18 protein-coding genes and 1 tRNA gene are annotated in these 17590 nt (G+C 53.4%); 7 read left to right on the top strand and 12 right to left on the bottom strand.

The window, feature by feature from the left end:
• Positions 1-271: 271 nt before the first annotated feature.
• The 4 genes from JNJ45_01775 to JNJ45_01760 all read right to left on the bottom strand — a co-directional run bounded on the left by JNJ45_01775 (position 272) and on the right by JNJ45_01760 (position 3763).
• The gene (locus JNJ45_01775) at positions 272-1138 is read right to left on the bottom strand and encodes a DUF1738 domain-containing protein (GenBank protein ID MBL8047387.1); all 867 of its coding nucleotides are present in this window, start codon (positions 1136-1138) and stop codon (positions 272-274) included.
• A 91-nt stretch (positions 1139-1229) separates the two neighbouring features.
• Positions 1230-2819: a recombinase family protein gene (locus tag JNJ45_01770; GenBank protein ID MBL8047386.1), complete on the bottom strand. Its 1590-nt coding sequence runs from the start codon at positions 2817-2819 to the stop codon at positions 1230-1232.
• A gap of 172 nt (positions 2820-2991) precedes the next feature.
• Positions 2992-3204, bottom strand: a complete 213-nt coding sequence (locus tag JNJ45_01765; GenBank protein ID MBL8047385.1) for a hypothetical protein — start codon at positions 3202-3204, stop codon at positions 2992-2994.
• 106 nt (positions 3205-3310) lie between these two features.
• Positions 3311-3763, bottom strand: coding sequence for a JAB domain-containing protein (locus JNJ45_01760; GenBank protein ID MBL8047384.1), 453 nt, complete (start codon positions 3761-3763; stop codon positions 3311-3313).
• Between the two features lie 842 nt (positions 3764-4605).
• Between JNJ45_01760 and JNJ45_01755 the strand changes: the two genes are divergently transcribed.
• Together JNJ45_01755 and JNJ45_01750 are read left to right on the top strand one after the other, a co-directional pair.
• Positions 4606-5115: a restriction endonuclease gene (locus JNJ45_01755; protein MBL8047383.1), complete on the top strand. Its 510-nt coding sequence runs from the start codon at positions 4606-4608 to the stop codon at positions 5113-5115.
• Positions 5116-5129: 14 nt separating this feature from the next.
• Positions 5130-5432: a hypothetical protein gene (locus JNJ45_01750; protein ID MBL8047382.1), complete on the top strand. Its 303-nt coding sequence runs from the start codon at positions 5130-5132 to the stop codon at positions 5430-5432.
• A 549-nt stretch (positions 5433-5981) separates the two neighbouring features.
• Here the strand turns inward: JNJ45_01750 and JNJ45_01745 are convergent.
• The 5 genes from JNJ45_01745 to JNJ45_01725 form a co-directional block, all read right to left on the bottom strand.
• Positions 5982-6863 carry a DUF2797 domain-containing protein gene (locus JNJ45_01745; protein MBL8047381.1) on the bottom strand — a complete coding sequence of 294 codons (882 nt, stop codon included), beginning with the start codon at positions 6861-6863 and terminating at the stop codon, positions 5982-5984.
• Between the two features lie 38 nt (positions 6864-6901).
• On the bottom strand, positions 6902-8149 hold the full coding sequence (locus tag JNJ45_01740) for a hypothetical protein (GenBank protein MBL8047380.1): 1248 nt from the start codon (positions 8147-8149) through the stop codon (positions 6902-6904).
• Between the two features lie 213 nt (positions 8150-8362).
• Positions 8363-9142 carry a glycosyltransferase gene (locus tag JNJ45_01735; protein MBL8047379.1) on the bottom strand — a complete coding sequence of 260 codons (780 nt, stop codon included), beginning with the start codon at positions 9140-9142 and terminating at the stop codon, positions 8363-8365.
• The gene (locus tag JNJ45_01730) at positions 9126-9731 is read right to left on the bottom strand and encodes a hypothetical protein (protein MBL8047378.1); all 606 of its coding nucleotides are present in this window, start codon (positions 9729-9731) and stop codon (positions 9126-9128) included. Before JNJ45_01730 ends, JNJ45_01735 begins: the two co-directional genes overlap by 17 nt.
• A 145-nt stretch (positions 9732-9876) precedes the next feature.
• Positions 9877-11016 carry a tetratricopeptide repeat protein gene (locus JNJ45_01725; protein ID MBL8047377.1) on the bottom strand — a complete coding sequence of 380 codons (1140 nt, stop codon included), beginning with the start codon at positions 11014-11016 and terminating at the stop codon, positions 9877-9879.
• A 31-nt stretch (positions 11017-11047) separates the two neighbouring features.
• Between JNJ45_01725 and JNJ45_01720 the strand changes: the two genes are divergently transcribed.
• The 4 genes from JNJ45_01720 to JNJ45_01705 are packed head-to-tail and all read left to right on the top strand — an operon-like array spanning position 11048 to position 13679.
• Entirely contained in the window at positions 11048-12421 is a 1374-nt protein-coding gene (locus JNJ45_01720) for a type IV secretion system DNA-binding domain-containing protein (protein MBL8047376.1), read from the top strand.
• Positions 12421-13104, top strand: a complete 684-nt coding sequence (locus tag JNJ45_01715; protein MBL8047375.1) for a replication-relaxation family protein — start codon at positions 12421-12423, stop codon at positions 13102-13104. Before JNJ45_01720 ends, JNJ45_01715 begins: the two co-directional genes overlap by 1 nt.
• Positions 13105-13114: 10 nt before the next feature.
• Positions 13115-13474 (top strand): hypothetical protein, encoded by a 360-nt coding sequence (locus JNJ45_01710; GenBank protein ID MBL8047374.1) that lies wholly within the window; start codon positions 13115-13117, stop codon positions 13472-13474.
• Positions 13475-13490: 16 nt separating this feature from the next.
• Positions 13491-13679 (top strand): helix-turn-helix domain-containing protein, encoded by a 189-nt coding sequence (locus tag JNJ45_01705; GenBank protein ID MBL8047373.1) that lies wholly within the window; start codon positions 13491-13493, stop codon positions 13677-13679.
• Between the two features lies 1 nt (position 13680).
• Here JNJ45_01705 and JNJ45_01700 read toward each other — a convergent pair whose 3' ends face one another.
• Together JNJ45_01700 and JNJ45_01695 are read right to left on the bottom strand one after the other, a co-directional pair.
• Entirely contained in the window at positions 13681-14829 is a 1149-nt protein-coding gene (locus JNJ45_01700) for a tyrosine-type recombinase/integrase (GenBank protein ID MBL8047372.1), read from the bottom strand.
• Positions 14830-14943: 114 nt separating this feature from the next.
• Positions 14944-15019: transfer RNA gene (locus JNJ45_01695), tRNA-Arg, on the bottom strand.
• A 59-nt stretch (positions 15020-15078) separates the two neighbouring features.
• Between JNJ45_01695 and JNJ45_01690 the strand changes: the two genes are divergently transcribed.
• The gene (locus JNJ45_01690; protein ID MBL8047371.1) at positions 15079-16002 is read left to right on the top strand and encodes an NYN domain-containing protein; all 924 of its coding nucleotides are present in this window, start codon (positions 15079-15081) and stop codon (positions 16000-16002) included.
• Here the strand turns inward: JNJ45_01690 and JNJ45_01685 are convergent, their stop codons facing one another.
• Positions 16003-17589: a hypothetical protein gene (locus JNJ45_01685; GenBank protein MBL8047370.1), complete on the bottom strand. Its 1587-nt coding sequence runs from the start codon at positions 17587-17589 to the stop codon at positions 16003-16005.
• Position 17590: the final 1 nt, after the last annotated feature.

Here is a 17590-nt window from a genome sequence, read left to right as displayed (position 1 = left end):
TGTCGAGGATCGCCCGCTTCGGCGGCGGGTTCGAGTTGGTGAGGTCGAGAAGAAGAAATACGGAGCGGAGCGAGCTCGGTTCGTACAGAGCCAGTACGGGATGCGGGTGGTCTGCAAGTCGTGTGCGGCATTTCAGGAGCATCGGGCACGGCAGAAGGAGCTTCTTGAGCTTCACCTGTTCCTCACGGCAGTCGTGGTGATCGGAGTAGCATCTCTGGTCGTGTGGATACTCTGAAAGACCCCGCTGGTGGTGCGGGGGTTTGGTGGGGTGTCATTTCGAGTCGTAGGTGACTCCTCGGATGTAGTCGGCGGCCTTTTGAGCCTGAGCTGCGGCAATCACCACGGCCTTCGGATCGTCTCCCAGAACTTCAAGCCATCCACTGATGTAGCTGGCTGAATCCTCGGCCAGGGAGTTATCAAGCCCCACGGTGGCGCAACAGAATGCGCTCGTGAGTTCGGCAACAAGTTCCTCGCGCGAGAAGTCGTTAGAGCCGAAGCGCACGACCTCGGTCACGCCTTTACGGTTCAGCCGGGACTCGTGACCACTCGCGTGGGCCAGCTCATGAAAGAGCGTTCCGTAGTAGTGGTCGGTTGAGGCGAACCTCTCGAAGGCAGGCATGTACACCGCGTCTTCTCTAGGGACGTAGTACGCTGACCGAGCCTTGCCGTGGATGGCAGGTGGGCTTGGCATATTCGCGACCAAGAGTTCGGCTCGCTCCATTCGCTGAGATTCGTTGAGGGGCTCCCCAGTGTAAGGCGATGCGAATTCGATTCCTTCGACCTGCTCCACGTTGAACACGGTGAAGTAGCGAAGCATCGGAGTCCGGCGTTTGCAAATCTCCCCAGTGCTCTCGTCGATCTCTTCAAACTCCAGTTGCTTCCAGAACACCACAAGGGTGCCTTTCTCTCCCTGACTGACCTTGCCACCACGCTCCTGAACCTGCTTGAACGTGAGCCAGCGATGGTCGGAATAGGCCGTCAGGCCAAGGAGGAACACGTTGATTCCTCGGTACGCCTTGCCGCTGGCGACGTTGATCGGCAAAGCGTGGGCATCTTTCCAGGGCTTTCGCCAAGGCACGACCCCACGCTTCAGTGACTCTACAATTTTCTCGGTGACGGTCTCGTACAGGCGGCTCATACGCCGCCTCCCGCCTTGCTTCTAGTTTCCATGCGTTCTCACCTGAGGGCGGGAGAACTCGAACGTCCGCGCCCTCGGGGAAAAGGATCAATCAAGAACCCGTCGGACGCATGTTTTGATCAACCTCTGCCTTTGCTTGCTCCATCGACCAGTTCCGGATTTGGTCTACTAAGACCCACCAAAGTGAATTTGCAGGTACAAGATCGCCGGGTTTGGGGCATTGGGAGCTAGTTTCCAATAGTCCGAACGCGGCGATTTTCTGAAGAACCCCAATGAGTGCGAGTTTGGGTTTTCCATTCTCAAGTTGCACCGTTTCAAACGCATCCAAAAGAGTCGAACGGCTTAGACTCGTCTTATCGAAGGTGGTGCGAGCAACTGTTTCGAGCGTCCCGCAAAGACGGCTAGCTATTGCAAGGGCTTGCTCGACGGTCCGACTTGCCGATTGAACGAGACCCTTCGCGGATTCAATTTCTGCACTGAGTGAGCCTTTGAGTGTTGCGAACTCAGTCGAAGTGATCTCGCCGTCTAAGCGCATCAGGGTTAGCCTCTCCATTCGCCGAAGGTGTTCGGCTAAGGTTTCCTCGGCCATGCTTGCCGATACGGACTGCCCCGGAAGCTCTTGATCGAAGGATTCCAGCACTGCTCTTTTGAGCCAATCAATGCCACTTGGCGGCAGAGAGACTGAGCGAAGTGTTCCAAGAACCTGGTTCTCAAACTCCTCAAAACGAATACCCTGCCTGCCGCACCCTGCTCCTCCACACTGAAGGTACGTGTAGGTCTTCGTAGAGCCGTTGTTTCGCCTTTTTGTTTTCTGCGTGAGGACCACGGAATACCCGCACACGGCGCATTTGATTGCTCCCGAGTAAGGATTCTTCTCTCGCGAGCAGCGAACGGTTGTTGGGCGTTTGAAGAGCTTCTGGACCAACTCAAACTCAGCAGGACTGACGAGTGGTCGGTGTTTGCCAGTGAACCACTCTCCGTTGTGCTGGAACCGCCCTAAATAGAACGGATTTCGGAAGAGCTTGTAGATGGTGGTTCGACCAATCGGAGCTTTGGACTTTCTTGAGTTCGTGAGTTTGAGCGCCCGTGCCTCTGTATCCAGTTCTTTGAGGGTGAAGTTTCCCGTGAGAGCTAGGTCCCAGAGCCTGCGAACCTTGGCAAAGTCTTCAGGATGCGGATCGATTTCGCGGGTCTCGGCGTTGTTCTTATATCCAATGGGGGCCTTGTGTGGAAACCACCCTCTCAGCGCCTTTCCCTCCATTCCACGCTTCACGTTTTTGCGAAGGTCTTGGATGTAGCTGGTGGCGATTCCCGTCTCAACCGCAAGCAGCAGGGCACTGTCTTCGGGTGTGTACGTTCGATCCGGCGTATGGATTGCTTTGAGCTTGCCCATTTGAAGCGCGTATGCAATCCGTCCACCATCAATCGGGTTTCTAGTTAGGCGGTTAATAGACCATGTGAGAACAGAGTCAATCTGACCGCTTTCTACCTCGCTCATGAGCCTTTCAAACTCAGGCCGCTCTCCCGGAGCTTTTGCAGACTTTGACTCCGTGAAGACTTTCGAGACCGTAACTCCGCTTGCTGTCGCTTTCTGGTGAAGCACCCTAAGCTGATCTTCCAGGCTTTGAACCTGGCGATCTTCACTCTCTGTTGACTTTCGGGCGTAGATGGCGGTGCTCATAGGCAAAGTAGGTGAACGTATGCATTAGGGCGGTTGCGGCTCTTCGCGCCTCTACGCTATCGCATTCAATGCCGTACGTAGAGAGGAGCCATGTCTGGAACTCCGCTACAGCCCTGTCGGTTGGCGTTGGGAGCCACATTAGGCGGAAGACCCCGCGCCGGCGGGGTCTGGGTTAGGCTGTGGCAACGGTGAAGGCCTCAGTAAGTCTTTCCACCACCTCTTCAATGAACCGGTGCTCCACGGCAAGTGCATTGCCGTAGAAGGTGTGATTCCACGGATCAAGTTCCGCAAAGTGACGCGATCCCGCTTCCGAGGTCGGGCGAATGAGGAAGATTGTTCCGTGGTTTTCGACTTCAAAGTCTGCATGGTTGGATTCGGTGCTCATAGGGTAACTCCTGCCAAGTGCATTGCTCGGCGTGAGCGGCACTGTGCCGTGCCCCACGGACTCAGCTGCAAAACGGCATTCACGTTGGCAAGCCCTTTCTCGGGTGTCACAGCACGCCTCGACGGCGAAAGCTCACGAACCTGCCAGGTAAGCCAACAACGATGTGGTCTTCGAGTGGGATTCCCAGGAGCTTCCCAGCTTCTCCGAGGGTCTTGGTGACTTCGATGTCCTCGGGAGACGGTTCTGGGTCACCCGATGGATGGTTGTGGGCCAGGATGATCGAGCAGGCGTTCGCAAGGATTGCGGCCTTGAACACCTCGCGGGGGCACACGATGGAGCTCGTGAGGTTGCCAATGCTTGCCACATGAACGCCGATGAGATCGTTCTTTGAAGTGAGCATGAGAACAATGAGCTGCTCGCGGTCGGCAAGCGACAAAAAGTGCTCGGCGACCCTCGCAGCGTCCTCGGGACTCGAAAGTGACAGCCGGTGCTCTCCGCATTCACGCACAAGCTGGACGCGGATCACCGGAAACTCTGAATGTGAAAGTTCATCTCTCATGACTCTCACGGTCTGTTCTCTTTCTAAGCCGTTCAGCTTTCGGCACGTTGGTGCGACCCGCCCCCACCTGGATAGGTGCTCTGTGCTTTAAGCATCGGAGCAGCTTGGAGCGCTTTTTGACGTGAACGGAGAGTGAACGAAAAAAGTGAGACAAGAAGAACCGATTGCGAAGCAAGAGGGTTGAGTTTTGGAACCGCTGTGCGCAGGTTCAAACGCCTAGGTTAGACCTGACCGCCCTTCTGGTCGGGGGTCTGACCGGGGCAAAAATCGGCTCTTGTAGTCACGGTTGAAATGAATTTCGCTCCCTGGGCGCATTTTTCTGGTGGTCAAATTCGCTCGCTCTTGCGTTCGGTTTTCGTTCGGGCGAGGATTTGTGAACAGCCCTCACAACCCGCGAGAGACTTCCGCCATGACACCATCACCCCACCACTTTGACCAAACGATCTCTCGACTCGCGGATGTGCTCGCCCATACCAAACGGTACAGCTTCAAGGCTCCTTCTCGGCTCTCCCAAGACGCGGGAGTTCACCCGGCTTCCGTCTTCCGAATCCTGCGAGGCGGCGGTAACCCGTCATTCCTCACCGTCACCCGGATCACCGAAGCCATCGAGCGAGAACTCGGATTCCGGATCGACCCGCGTGACCTGATCGCTGAAGGAGGACGATTCCCAACGCCCTTCTGCTGTGACGTGACCCGGAGTCAGCCAAGCCTTCCTGACAACGCATACGACGAGTTCGGAGACCTGAAGCCTTCTTTTGCTGGCATTGAGCCTGGTAAGTGGGTTTCCAGTCGTCTCCCTCGCGGTGTCACTCTTTCCTCAACCGAAAACTAAGCCCCTTGTCATGCTTGAGAAAGACCTCCTCTCCATTGTTCGCGTGTCCTCATTTCACGTTCAGATGCTCTTAGTCCGGCAACTCCTCGGCCGGCTTGGATACAAGCAGATTCAGTTCATGGGTCGGCGCGAGCGCAAGGAGAAAACCTACCTGGGCGGCCACGAGTTCACCGCTGACGATCGTTTGGGGCTGTTCGACGTGCAGACGGTGGTGAAGTTCGTGGGGCAGGAGGTTCGGGTTCGCATGCTCGATGAACTGGCCGGAGTTGTGCGGCGCACTGGCTCGGATTATGGAATCCTCATCTCCACCCACGGGCTTACAAGCTCTGCCGAGTTTCACCTGGGAAGCCACGAGCCGATTCGAATTCGGGTCGTCACCGGAACCGAGTTGGCTCGGCTCCTGATCCAGAACAAGATCGGGGTGCGAGAAGTGCCAAAGCTTGAAGTCGATGAGCCGTTCTTCCGACACCTTGACCGCATGAGCCGCCAGGTCAGCCGCTTCATCGAAGCTGTGCGATGACAAACCTCGAGCGAATGACGGCGGTTGCGGTTGAGCTCTTCAAGCTCAACGTTTCGAACGCGGGAGTCTCCCAGCTCCTGCGCGACTATAGCGTTGACGAGATCGAGCGCCAGCTCATGTACCTGCCCTATCGCAACGCCAAGCGCCCGAATGCCTTCATCATCCAGGCCATTCGGGGCAACTATTCACCGCCTAAGGAATTCACATACGCAAAATATGCCAAGCATCTCCCCGAGGTTTCCGCCACCAGTCACGGAGTGGACGAAGATCCCGAACTCGCATTTGGACCGACTGCTTCCAATCCTCTCGAACCCTGAACTCCGGCTCCTCCTAGTGATTTCCCGCCGCGCCTACGGTCTGCGACGGTTTCACATTCCTCTGAGTGCCACGTATGAGCAGCTAGAGAGTTGGACCGGGATCAAGCGATCCAGCGTTCACCGCGGACTGGCCCGGCTGGCTTCGCGTGGGCTCATCGCAATCGACCTGAGTTATCCACAGCTAACCAAAGTTGACGCTCCGAAATGAGACGATTTGTGTTCACCTAAACCAAGCGCGTAACAAAAGCAAGAAAGAAATATTGAAAGAAAGCGCGCGAGGAGTTATCCACACCGCTGAGTTGCGACCCTCGACAAACGACTTCCGGAAGGCCCGGAAGTTTACCTCGACCCTAGTCGAGACAAACACACAGGGTGGTGGGTGGGAACTTACCACGTCATTTCATGTCAGTACATAGAAACCCCGAACCAGCACTACAGATCGATCCACTCGGGGATTGCTAACACCTATAAAGGAAGTAGTTTAACCACCATTCGAGCTAAAAGCGTCAAGAACAAGGAAAGCAAGCCGGACTCAGATCGGGGAAATACTTAGAATAAACTTGGCTGGTTTGGTTCACTAGGGCCAACCAAAGCACCCTTTAGCGACCATATATTCAGAAGGACATTATTTGACTCACTTAGAATATCGAGAAAAGGTCCCCACGACCCAGCAAGATATCCTGAAACTCTACCGTAAGCTAAGATGTTCGGGACGAAGCAGGTAGGAAACGAAGTAAATAGAGCAAAGAACTCAGCTTCATAGTCCAGTACTTCCATTTCATACACTTCTTCAAACGTATCTTGTACCGCGGCAAGATCATTGTGCAACAACTTAACGACTCCACCGTGACAACCATTCCGGTGATGATGCATGAGTGACCTATACTTTGTAGCGGCCTGAACCCTATCTGAGATTCCACTTCTGGTGATCTCCACCTCTAGTTCGCGGCATCGGATGGGGTCACCTTCAAAGATCTTCATTGCCGCCACAGCTCCCTGTTCACGGGCTCGCAGCGAAAACCGACTAGAAACGCACATGCCCACCTTCAACACCTCGCTACCAAAACGAGCCAGGTAAACACAATATCTCTCAGCTTCTCTTGCCATCTTCCACTTTTCCGCCCATCTACAGGGGTATGAAGATACAAACGGGCTGATGTGGATGCCTCCAATCTTTGCGCATTCTGAACAGAGTTTCCCAGGCCCAGAAACGGTGGATTTAGAAGCGCATGCCAGATAAATGCCATCCTGCTTGTATCCGGAACAAAAGTACACGCCACACACGTCTAAATCGACTAGGCAATCTTTATCGAGCACTGAAGTGAAAATAGTGTCATCATTGATAGACTGCCATAAGATTTCTACCCTACCATCGCACACTCTATAATCCACTAGGAACTTATCCTGCAGTGTCGTGTAGTTTAGTTCCATATTATGGTGCATCGATACGTGGATGTTCAGAAAGGATATCAAATTGTCAGTCCCAGCAATCTCATGTGAAGAGCAACTTCACCATCGGTATCGGCTGCGTGAAAGAAGTTTGTGCCGCGGTCTCTAAATCTCATTCGCAGATCGTTGCGCACGCGCAATACGTGCTCCACTGCGCCTCGTCCCTCGCAGATCATACAGATAGACTCCCCATGATAGCTATTTAGAACATCATAGGTGTAGTCTTCTCCAAATATTCCCGGATACATTCGCAGGACTGTTTCTGGGGGTATTGACACCGAAATAGTTCTAATCTTCATCAGCTTCTGTAGCGCGCCAATAAACTCGTTATGTAGTCCACAGTTGACTGCTCGCGCTCTCGCAATGGCAAGAGTCTTATCTCCATAAACACTTTCAGCGGAGTGTAACTGTCGGACAGACGCCTCCACAGGAACTTCGAACGACTCTGCAAGATGCGTGTATCCAGCCTCTATCCTTGCAAGCAGATCACCGCTCGGAGTTCGGTAGCTTTTAGACCAAGCGACGTAGCAAGGGCAACCGACAAATGGCCTCTTCTGCTTGATGTCATCAAGAAACGCGCTTTGACAAATGGCACAGCTCATTGGACTAGCGACGGGCAGTGGATTAGGAGAAAGACCGGTGATGTTAACTCGACTATGGTTGCTGAAAATTGTTCGGACCAGATCTATCGACCACAGAGAAGGTGGGAAAGCCATATTGGCCCTAAACAAGTGTCCAGCTATGGTATGATTATGAATATGTAGCGGATTGATGTCAATTCGATGAACTGGAAGCTGTAAAAGTTCGAAAGTAGAGGCAATCACATCGTCAACCGACTCCTTTTCCGTCAAAAATATATGTCCTAACATAAGATAGCACACGATATCTGCATACCCAGCAGCCAACTCTATCAAGTGCCTCATCTCTTCATCTTCAAACGGCTTATTAATACAAAACTTGCGAAAGAAGCGGTTGCATGACTCGATTCCAATCGCAATTTCGAGGCGTATTGGCTGCAAAAGATTCGTCCAAAGTGAGAGATTCTCATGATTAAGGAATGTAAGAAGGGTCTCAACGCGGAGCTTCACTATGCGATGATCCGATAGCAAAACACTGCAAATCCGAGATATGTTCTCTGAGGAAATCTCACCAAAATCAAAGGCGGAACCTCCGGTAAACAATCGAACTTCTACTAAAGCCTCGGCAGGAACGTTTTGCAATGCTGAATTGAGTTGCACGATGAAAGTATTTAAGTCAAGCGGTTCCAATCTGGGCTTTTGTTTCGGATAAGCGCACATCGTGCAACCGCCTCGCGATGCATACACGCATCCGGAGGACGCCAAATAGAGTGTCACGACCCAGATGCCATTCTCTTGTTGACGACACTTTACCAGGGACGTGTCGGTAAACACATTCTGAGACCGACGCAGAATCAGCCCAACTTGGTCGAGTATAGGTAATCCCTTTGGTAACTTCATTTGCTAATACCTTGTCAGACGCACATGCTCCAACACCTCAGGCGATACTGAGCCGTCAAGATAACTCAACACGGAGTATCTGGTCGATTCAAAACGTTTTCCGGCAGAATTCACTTTTCCTAAATGATGTACACGGGCCGCGGGGTTGAGAAATGCTTGGCAGACATTTGCGCATAGAGCACCTACTACCCAGTCAGAGCCACGCTCGCGGTAACCGGCGTCTGCAAGGCGACTAAATCCACCTGTGCGGCTAAGAATCTCAGTTGAGAATAGAACATTGGCTGTGTCGGCGATGTAAATCGGCACATCGTCTCCAGTTGGGTATGTGACAAAAGGTGTCCCCCGCACATCATCCACAGAATTATGCCGCAGCATGTTATAGCCCTCTGTCGCATCAATAGACAGCTTGGATCCCTGTATAAAGCTAGCTTCGGGGTTTAACTCTGCGCTGAGATTTAGTTTTGCGAGACAGTCGGGCTCAACGACTACATCATCATCAATCCACCAAATATAAGGACCGCGGCAAGCAGTTTCAACTCGTCCTCGTAATGCAGGAATTCCATGTAAATCCCTCTCGATGCATATATTGCATGTCACGCCGCAGTTTCCGAGACGAAAGAGCAGTTTTTCTAGAATTGGAGTTGTTTCTTGTTCTTTTTCGGAGGCGTCTATAAGTACGTGCAACCGAGATGGTAGAACACTTTGAAGCGACAAAGATGCTAGAGCTACCGGAAGATGATCCATATCATTAGATACGATTCCGCAATCAACGTCGATGTTCATGCATTCCCTCGCGAAGAAGTTCGATTGTGTATTTAGCCACCGAGGCCATTTCGTGTCTGGTTAAATGAAAATCGAGTCTAAGGCAGGGAATGTCCGGTTCCCAAGAGTTAAAAAAGTTGGTGTAAAAGTCTGCTGCGATGGCTAGGCGATCAATTACACCCCAGGTTAGCAAGTCACATTCTGAACGGCCCTTTCGTTCGTTACACTCTTCTATCGGGATATCACAGGTGATGTACAGAGATGGCCTGATTACCGTGGTACCTACTGAGGATTCATACCACGCCGAAACCATTTCCCAATTATTGCTGAGGCCTGATCGAAATTGAGTAAAGTTAATAGCCAACGGAGTTAAATAGTATCTGTCCAGCACAACAATCGAGTCAGGAAAATGTCCTTCTACAGTTGATTTTATCTCACAATTGAGGAGATAAATGGTTTCGTCTTCATAAGTCCCGCCCGCGGTTTCCCTTACATTGGGCCAAGACTCTGGAACGAATTCTGGCACAGAAATTGCAGTCATTTCGGAAGCCAGTGACTTAGATAATGTGGTCTTACCCCAACCGGGTAGACCTTCAAGCGCAATAATCATAGGAACCTGCCTTGTCAATCTTCAGTATATCCGTTTCAAGGTCAGACCCAGTCAATCTCGGAGTTCGTGTGAAAGGCAGCATGACGGGTTGCAAAAAATCAGGAGCCGTGAGTTAGCCGCTGAGCGCATGCACGAACACGCACCACTAGTGTCTTAGTTTAGTTCGGGCAAGCTCCAGCTCGGTCATCGCCTGGTAGAACCGATCTCCCCTCCGATAGCAGAGCAGGCTCTGCGCTCGCAGAAACGAGAGTGCCTCTTGGTACTCGCCTCGTGCAGCCAATAGCCTGCCATACAGAACCCCAACCTCCTCTCTGGCATGAGGCAGTTTGTCTCCAGCAAGTTCGCGGGCTTGCTCAAGGTGTTCCTGTGCTTGGAATAGCTGTCCGAGAATCAGGTGAATACGTCCGAGCATGAGGTGCGCCCAGTAGCGGTTGTGAAGGCTGAGCTTTTTCTTGAGCCAGGCTTGAAGCACCTGCACATGCTCAGCGAGCTTCGCGTCTTCGGCGGTCAGATGTTTCCTCTCCACGAACGCGCAGATTGTCCCAAGCCGGGTTTGGTAGAGAAGCTCTGGCGTCGCCACAAGGAACTCTGGTTTGCTTGATGGTTCATTCCTCGCAAGGATCGCCTCGACGCGCTCAAACAGGCTCTCAAGGTCTTCTGGACGGGTTTCGGGAAGAAGAGCAACGAGTCTGGCTTGGCGCAGGTACGCCGAAGCTTCCCGAAGCTCGTCGCCACGTTGCCGCGCTCGCTCCGCAATCACTCGGCACACACTCACGCAGTACCCGATCTCGCCAAGGAGAAACCGCGAATAATACAGCCGGTCAAGGAGCTGCTCTTGCAAGATGTAGTCTTCGGCCTTGGTGAAGCCTTCAAATGCCAAGACCGCACTGTCCCTGGTTCGCCACTCTCGAATCATGCGGTCAACCCTTCGAAGGGTTTTTGGAGTCGCCGTGCCTCTGATGCGCTTGGCGTACCGACTCGTTTTGATGTCGTCGCCAAAGACCTCCCGCACCCAAGCATCAACGATCCGCTTCTTGTTGGCCTTGAACTCAAGAGGCTCCAGGAGCATCTTGATAGTGTCCGCTTTGAGCTTAGTGGGATCGCCATACACTTGGGTCACACGGCTTTTGTTCTTGCCAATGACCTCGGCGATTTCCAACTGGGTCTTTGCCCCGTATTCCAACAGGTAGACCTCAGAAACGACGCTCGCGAATGATCGTGGATCATGGGGCAGTTGCGTTAGGGCTAAACTTTCCCGGCTTTCCTCTGAAAGGTGATTCTTCACTTCTGCATCCTCTACTCAAGAGGATAGACGAGTGCAAGAACGAAACCACCTGAGCGAGAACAATCGGCCAGAGCACTGGATCGGCATTGAAGCCGACTACCAGTCTCACGACGACCATCCGGCAAACCGGCTGGTCTCGATTTCTCGCCGGGATTTGGGGCATCACAACTTGATTTTGGGGCGTACGGGGTCAGGAAAGACGGTGGCACTCACACACCTGATCTCCGGCGCAATCCTTCGAGGCGACTCGTTCGTCGTTATCGACCCAAGGGGCGATCAAGTAAATGACGTTCTGACCTTGCTCGCGGGAAGAGTTGATCCGAGCCTCGTCAAGGTAATCAATTTGCGGGATTCGTCGCCCCTGACGGGTTTTGATCCGCTCAGTGGTTCTGGGCTGCCGCACCAGCGATCCCTCAATGTCCTGAGTACGGTCAAAGCAAACGCGGATTCTTTTGGCGTCCAGCTTGAGGAAACGGCCCGCCACTTCCTTGAGGCTCTCACCGAAGCTGGCGAACCCCTCACCCAACTGGAACCCGCCTTTTTCGATGACCGGTACCGTACCTGGCTTCTCACAAAGATTGAGACTGACAACACCCGTAACTTCATCGCTCGGTATCACGAGATGCGAGACGACCGCAAAGCAACTCTCGCAAGCCCCGTGATGAACAAATTCTCAGGGCTCTTTGCCACGAGAAAGCTGCGAGCGATCCTGAGTGACCGAAATCCAATTGACCTGTATAGCCACCTTAATCAAGACGGCAGCATTCTCTTGGTGTCGCTTGCAATAGATGAAACTTCGCTTGCTGGAAGAGCGATGGGAAGCATGATCTTTGGCTCCCTCATCCAAGCGATGTACTCACGTATCGTTATCCCAGAACTTCAGCGAAACCCAGTTCTCTTGGTGCTCGATGAGTTCTCGCACTTCGCAACCGAGGACATTGATTCGGTTCTGATTGAAGGTCGCAAATTTGGGTGTCACGCGATCCTCGCTCACCAATCCCTTTGCCAACTCTCACCAAAGCTCAAGTCTTTGGCACTCGGCAACGTCGGGCAAAAACTCATTTTCGGACTTGGTAGGGACGACGCTCAAATGCTATCGGCTGATCTGACAGGTGACCGGAAGGCTATCGACTTCACCAAACTCCCGGTTGGTTCATGCATTATGAAGCGCGGGAACAAGGAACTTGTCGGCGTTGAGATCAACACGCCTCTAGGAAACGGAGGGGTGCTTGAGGCGGATGGCCGGAGATTCTTGGCGCAGGTTCACGAAGCCCATCCGAACAAGCCCTATCAGGCTCCTGAGTTCCAGCCTGTGCAACCCACTGAGAAACAGGAACCGCGAACAAAAGCATCTGAGCGACCCAACGTCTCACGACCGGAAACTTCCCTGGAGGATTGGTTCTGATGATCCTCACCGAAAGAGACCGAAAGCTCGTGTACGAGATTGCGATGAGCCATGTGTTGAGTCGCGACCAGATACTTGCTCTAGGCATGTTTGGCTCCATTACCAGAGTCAATACTCGGCTAAGGGTGCTTCGCGAACTCGGGTTAGTGCGGCTTCTGGAGACGCCATATTTTTCGGGAAGCCTGTACGTCCCCGGGTGCAATGCCCCTGAGGTCTTGAGTGGGAGGGTAGCCCGGCTGATCACGAATCGCCAACCTTCGCCTCGATTCCTGCGCCACGCACTGTCTGTCACGAACATCCGCCTTGCCCTGATGAACAAAGGAGCAACTGAATGGCGATTTGAGCCGATGCTCTGGCGCACCTTTGAATCCGCCGGCAAGACCCTCGAAGTCCGGCCAGATGGCATGGCGATCACCGCCAAAGGTGCGCTCCTCATTGAGTGTGACCTGGGGCACGTTTCACCCCAAAAGTTCGCCGCCAAGCTCGCCGTTTACCACGAGTTCCTGAAAAGTGGTCAAGCGAAGCGTCTCTGGGGCATCAACGATTTCAACCTCATCACCGTCACGACCGGAAAGCTCAGAGCCGATAGGCTGCGGGAGCTGGCTCCGTCGAACTGCTCCTATGGATTCCTCGTGCAGACGTTCGAAGACCTTGGAGTTTCGATGGTGGGAGGTTGGAGTTAAGGAAAATTCTATGGCAGAACTACAATCACTCCCCGCAAGCGTTACGCAGCTTCTTGATGGAGCCCGAAACGCCATCGCTCGCTCCGATCAGGCCCTCGCCTACGGCGACGGGTACACCGCCAGAAACGAGGCTCAGTACTCGATGGCACTCATCGTTGAGGCGGTGAAGTGTCTTGCCCCTCATGACCCGATGGGAGCCTTGGCGCTCATCGGAGCGCATCTTGGACACCAGGGCATTGAGCTTGAAGAGATGTTCGAGGATGAGCAAATCACCTATCAGTGGAAAGAGCTGTTCGGCGTGAAGTACGCGGCTGACGTGACTCGCGTTGTGAACCGGCGTTCCAATCGCAAACGCATGGGCTTCTATTGATCCCCGGTGACTTCCTATGAACCAGCAACCCCAAAAACTCGCATACACAGTGGCAGAAGCGGCGAAGCTCATGTCACTGTCGCGGAGCTTCCTGTATGAAGCAATTCAGGCAGGAAAGCTCCAGTCGTTCAAAGTCGGAGGAGCCAGGCGGATTTCCGCCCGGCAACTCCAGGACTACCTTGAGAAACAGGAACGAAGTTCGTGACCTACGACTTCTGTTCAGCCGCAAACAGAGCATCGAGCGCAGTGCGTAAGATGCTCTGTGACATCGCTAGGGGTCTGGTGTAGTTGACTTCGGTTACACCAACCCCGGCGTGGCCCACGTGCTCCTTCAGCGTCGTAGTAGATACGTCTGGACAAAGTTTCTCGATCCAGTTGATGTGGGTGAGTCGGCAGTCGTGCGGACTCATGTCATTCGGAAGCCCAGCCTCTTTGCGAATCCTCCGCCAAGTGGCATAGGTGAGAGCCTTCATTCTGGGTTTGTTCTCTTCGACCGTGCTCCATAAATACTCCTCCTCTCCTTTCCCCTCGCAAAGTGGTCGCAGGACTGCCGCAAGTGTGTCGCACAGGACCGCGATTCTCACCTTGTCGCCCTTGGGAAGCCCCACCGTTTGAGCACTCTTCTCAGTGAGCTTCACCGCCCGGTCAACCAGGATCGTTTTCTCCTTGAAGTTGATTTGCCCTACCGTCAACGCCATTTGCTCTCCAAGCCGAAGTCCAGCAAGTAGGTACACGCCAAGCATGGCCCGACGCTTGTCATCGAGGTCTTTGGATGCCAGTGCCTTCTTCGCCTCCTTGGGTGTGAGCGCGACCGCCACACGCCGTGGCGGGGTCTTAAGTTCAAGGGCAAAGGGATTACGCCAGAAGTGTGGGACGCGACCATACGGAGCGATGGCCTGGTTGAATGCGCGAACCAGAAGCACTCGAAGGGCAATAATCGTGTGTTGTCCAACTCCGGTTTCACGAAGGTGGGTGTAGAAGGACTTCACTTCGACCGGATCAATTCGCGTGAGTGGAACATCAGACCACCTCGCTTTTGCGTACTTCTCATACCGAGTCTTCCGGTCCCGCACCGTCTTAGGGTCAAGGGACTCGCTCCAATCATTCTTGATGAGCCAGTCGAGCCAGTCACCAAACGTCAGGTCGTGGGTGATTTGGTGGGCTACCGGGCTTCCGTCTTTGCGAAGGGAGCGCAGAAACTCCAGCCCTTCCTTTTGGGTTCCGAAGACCCGAGAGACTCGTTTCTGAGAGCCATCAGGCTTTCTCAGGCGGTATTGAACCCGCCACTTTCCTGAGAGCTTTCCGCTCTGGATTTTGCGGCAGGAACCCTCTCCGCTGTCCCTTCTTGTAGCCATAGTTCCAAGAGTGTACACCGCTTTGGAGTGTGCTTTGGAGAGACCTTGGAGAGACCTGGGCTTTATGAGCTTCCCTTGGAGTGGGCTGAAAGGTCTAATTTAGGTTCAAAATCTTGGCGGCCCCGGAGGGAATCGAACCCCCGACGCCCTCCTTAGGACGGAGGCGCTCTATCCACTGAGCTACGGGGCCGGTGCCGAGAGAGTACCTGCTGCCTCGCAGCGAGCACACCATGTGAGGGATAATGACGCATGCCCTTCTTTCCCGAAACCTGTCGCGCCGAACCCCAAACGGCCCTCTTTATCGACTTTGAAAATCTCTATTACTTCATCCTCAAAAATGCAGCGCAAGGAATAAGCCCGGCAGATAAATCTATTGAGATAATCAAGATCATCAAAGATGCCATCGGAACAGAGTTGGGATCTCCGCCGATAGTCATGGCGGCCTATGCGGATTTTGAAAATGGCCAACTGGCAGAGAATTCTGTAATCAGGTCAATTGCCCTACTAGGCATCAACGTAAGGTTTGCACTCGGCAATCAGCATAAAAACGCCGCGGACATGCACCTTAGTCTCGATGTTTTGGAAACTATGTTTCGGAATGAAAAGATCAACACTTTCTTCCTCCTTGCCGGTGACCGAGATTATATTCCCCTGGTTGTTAAGTTACGAGAATATGGCAAGAGCATCCACATTATCAGCTTCCGCGGCAACACCAGCGGTGATCTAAGAGAAATTGTCCAGGAAGGCAACCTCCACTATATTGACGATGGTGCGGATTTCGAACGTAGAGCCGAAGAACCAATCTCCCCGCCAGCCCCGGCCCCGGTTCCCGATCTACCCGTTCTCACCTTAACGGCTGAGGAAGAGTTTGAGGAGGCCGTTGACTACTATGACTTCGAAAGTATTACCATGGTTGATGACGAAGAAGACGAGGCCATACTCAGCAACCTCCTCGCCGCCTATCCAAACCGATCAGAGATTTGGTTCGTTCCGGCCAAGAAAGAGCTGGCAAAGCGTATGCCGGAATTTGCAGATTGGGAAATTCAGAAGTGCCTAAATAGCCTAAAGCAACGGGGCTGCTTCTCCGTAGTCAAGCGAAAAGGCAACCCCAATGACTACTCAGTCATTATTATTAACTTCGACCACCCCGACGTCCGGGCGAATATCCCGTAACTACTTAATCGTCAGCCACTTTTCCAGACGGTCGCAGTCGTAGCCGCGGATCACCGTGCCAGCGGGCAGAGTGATGGTCCACGAGTCCTCGGCCGAGCCCACCACGTGGCGGTTGCCGCCCGAGCGGGCATCGTAGTGCACCACAAAACTATTGCCGCCACTCGGCGAAATCTGCAGATCCTGCGAGCCTGCGGCGACCAGTTTGCCGCGAAACTCTGGCGTTCCGGTCACCTGAATGCCGCCGCGAGCGGCATAGATGAGCCCGGTGTGGCTCGAGGAGTTCGTCGAAAACCGAACCGCATCGGCATCCGGATTCATGTTGATGAAGTTCGCATGTTTCACCACTTCATCTTCATTGGGATACATGCCATCCTGCGTATCAATTTTATACTCCGAAGAAGAACTATCGGTGTACTTTCCGAGCATCACAATCGTCACGCCAAGGTTACGAAGTTGCCCCATGTTGCGGACATTGCCAGTTACGTAAACAATGTTCTCCCACGGCTTTTCGCTCGTGGGCAACATCCGAAGATTCTGCCCAGACGGGATTACCAAATCGCCATTGATAATCACGGGCGTTCGCAGATTCTTGTGGCCGTTGACATCCGGAGTCATGTTCGCCGCACTTACGTCGGATAAATACTTGGTGCCTTTGTTTGCCTGGTCAGCCCACTCGGTCTCCCAGCCATCAAACATTGTCGTACTCGGATACGGACGTGGGTACTCTCGGCGGGCAACGGTGTTAGCTGCCAAGGCGGGATTTCCGCTATCGGCGGCGTATGCCGGTGATCGATAATTCTTGGTCCCATTGGAATTCCCTAAGCCACTAGGACCGACCGTAAAGTCGTAAATCGAGGCGTATTGCGCCGAGCCGGGCACCTGAAACTGACCCTGAATGTCGATGATATTGGGATTCGAATGGCCGCTCTTGGAGCCCGTCGCCGGGTTCCACTCGATCCCACGATTGGCCACAACGTGCGCGTCGTTATTGGGACTGTAGGTTCGAATTCCCTGGTTGGTGGTCATCCGAATCGCGCCATTGCACATGATCGCGCCGGGGCAAACGCTAAACGGCACGCGATTGCCGTCCGCTTGCTGACCATGGACCACCTGGCGATACGTGCCATCGCTTTCGTCCACCGTCCCCGTCACCGAAGCGCGGACAATACTCTCAATTCCGTTGCTCGCGATCCCTCGACCTTCAATCTGAAACGTATACGTTTTCCGGGTCGCGACATTCCCGTCGGCTGCGGAAACCGTTGCGCTCGTAACATCCGTCGAAACCACTTGCGCACTCATCGTGCCCGCATCCCGATTCGCGCCATTGCGAGTGGTAAAGGTGAGCGATTGCGCATTAATTGCCGTCGGCATCGCGTTCGTCTGCACCATCGAGGTCTTAATCCTCTGATACATCGCGTGAACCGCCGATTCGGCTAACTCATTAGCCTGCTGCTTCGAGCCACTTCTGCCCGAGTGCGAGTCTTGCACCATGGCTAACGAAGTGACGCCAACCCCGACCATCATGCTTCCTCCCGTGAGGATCAGAATCGTGGTTGTGCTAAACGCTTTAATCTTTCTTCGTTTCATC

It is taken from the genome of Chthonomonas sp. (assembly GCA_016788425.1).
GTDB lineage: Bacteria > Armatimonadota > Fimbriimonadia > Fimbriimonadales > Fimbriimonadaceae > JAEURQ01.
Note: the sequence above shows the minus strand (reverse complement) of the source record. Positions and strands in the feature narration are given on the sequence as shown.

What these genes read in the sequence shown, in the direction of transcription:
- JNJ45_01765 (MBL8047385.1), bottom strand. Translation starts at nt 3,204, where the DNA reads ATGAGCACCGAATCCAACCATGCAGACTTTGAAGTCGAAAACCACGGA.
- JNJ45_01745 (MBL8047381.1), bottom strand. Translation starts at nt 6,863, where the DNA reads ATGGAACTAAACTACACGACACTGCAGGATAAGTTCCTAGTGGATTAT.
- JNJ45_01735 (MBL8047379.1), bottom strand. Translation starts at nt 9,142, where the DNA reads ATGAACATCGACGTTGATTGCGGAATCGTATCTAATGATATGGATCAT.
- JNJ45_01700 (MBL8047372.1), bottom strand. Translation starts at nt 14,829, where the DNA reads ATGGCTACAAGAAGGGACAGCGGAGAGGGTTCCTGCCGCAAAATCCAG.
- JNJ45_01715 (MBL8047375.1), top strand. Translation starts at nt 12,421, where the DNA reads ATGATCCTCACCGAAAGAGACCGAAAGCTCGTGTACGAGATTGCGATG.
- JNJ45_01770 (MBL8047386.1), bottom strand. Translation starts at nt 2,819, where the DNA reads ATGAGCACCGCCATCTACGCCCGAAAGTCAACAGAGAGTGAAGATCGC.
- JNJ45_01760 (MBL8047384.1), bottom strand. Translation starts at nt 3,763, where the DNA reads ATGAGAGATGAACTTTCACATTCAGAGTTTCCGGTGATCCGCGTCCAG.
- JNJ45_01750 (MBL8047382.1), top strand. Translation starts at nt 5,130, where the DNA reads ATGACGGCGGTTGCGGTTGAGCTCTTCAAGCTCAACGTTTCGAACGCG.
- JNJ45_01755 (MBL8047383.1), top strand. Translation starts at nt 4,606, where the DNA reads ATGCTTGAGAAAGACCTCCTCTCCATTGTTCGCGTGTCCTCATTTCAC.
- JNJ45_01710 (MBL8047374.1), top strand. Translation starts at nt 13,115, where the DNA reads ATGGCAGAACTACAATCACTCCCCGCAAGCGTTACGCAGCTTCTTGAT.
- JNJ45_01685 (MBL8047370.1), bottom strand. Translation starts at nt 17,589, where the DNA reads ATGAAACGAAGAAAGATTAAAGCGTTTAGCACAACCACGATTCTGATC.
- JNJ45_01690 (MBL8047371.1), top strand. Translation starts at nt 15,079, where the DNA reads ATGCCCTTCTTTCCCGAAACCTGTCGCGCCGAACCCCAAACGGCCCTC.
- JNJ45_01705 (MBL8047373.1), top strand. Translation starts at nt 13,491, where the DNA reads ATGAACCAGCAACCCCAAAAACTCGCATACACAGTGGCAGAAGCGGCG.
- JNJ45_01730 (MBL8047378.1), bottom strand. Translation starts at nt 9,731, where the DNA reads ATGATTATTGCGCTTGAAGGTCTACCCGGTTGGGGTAAGACCACATTA.
- JNJ45_01775 (MBL8047387.1), bottom strand. Translation starts at nt 1,138, where the DNA reads ATGAGCCGCCTGTACGAGACCGTCACCGAGAAAATTGTAGAGTCACTG.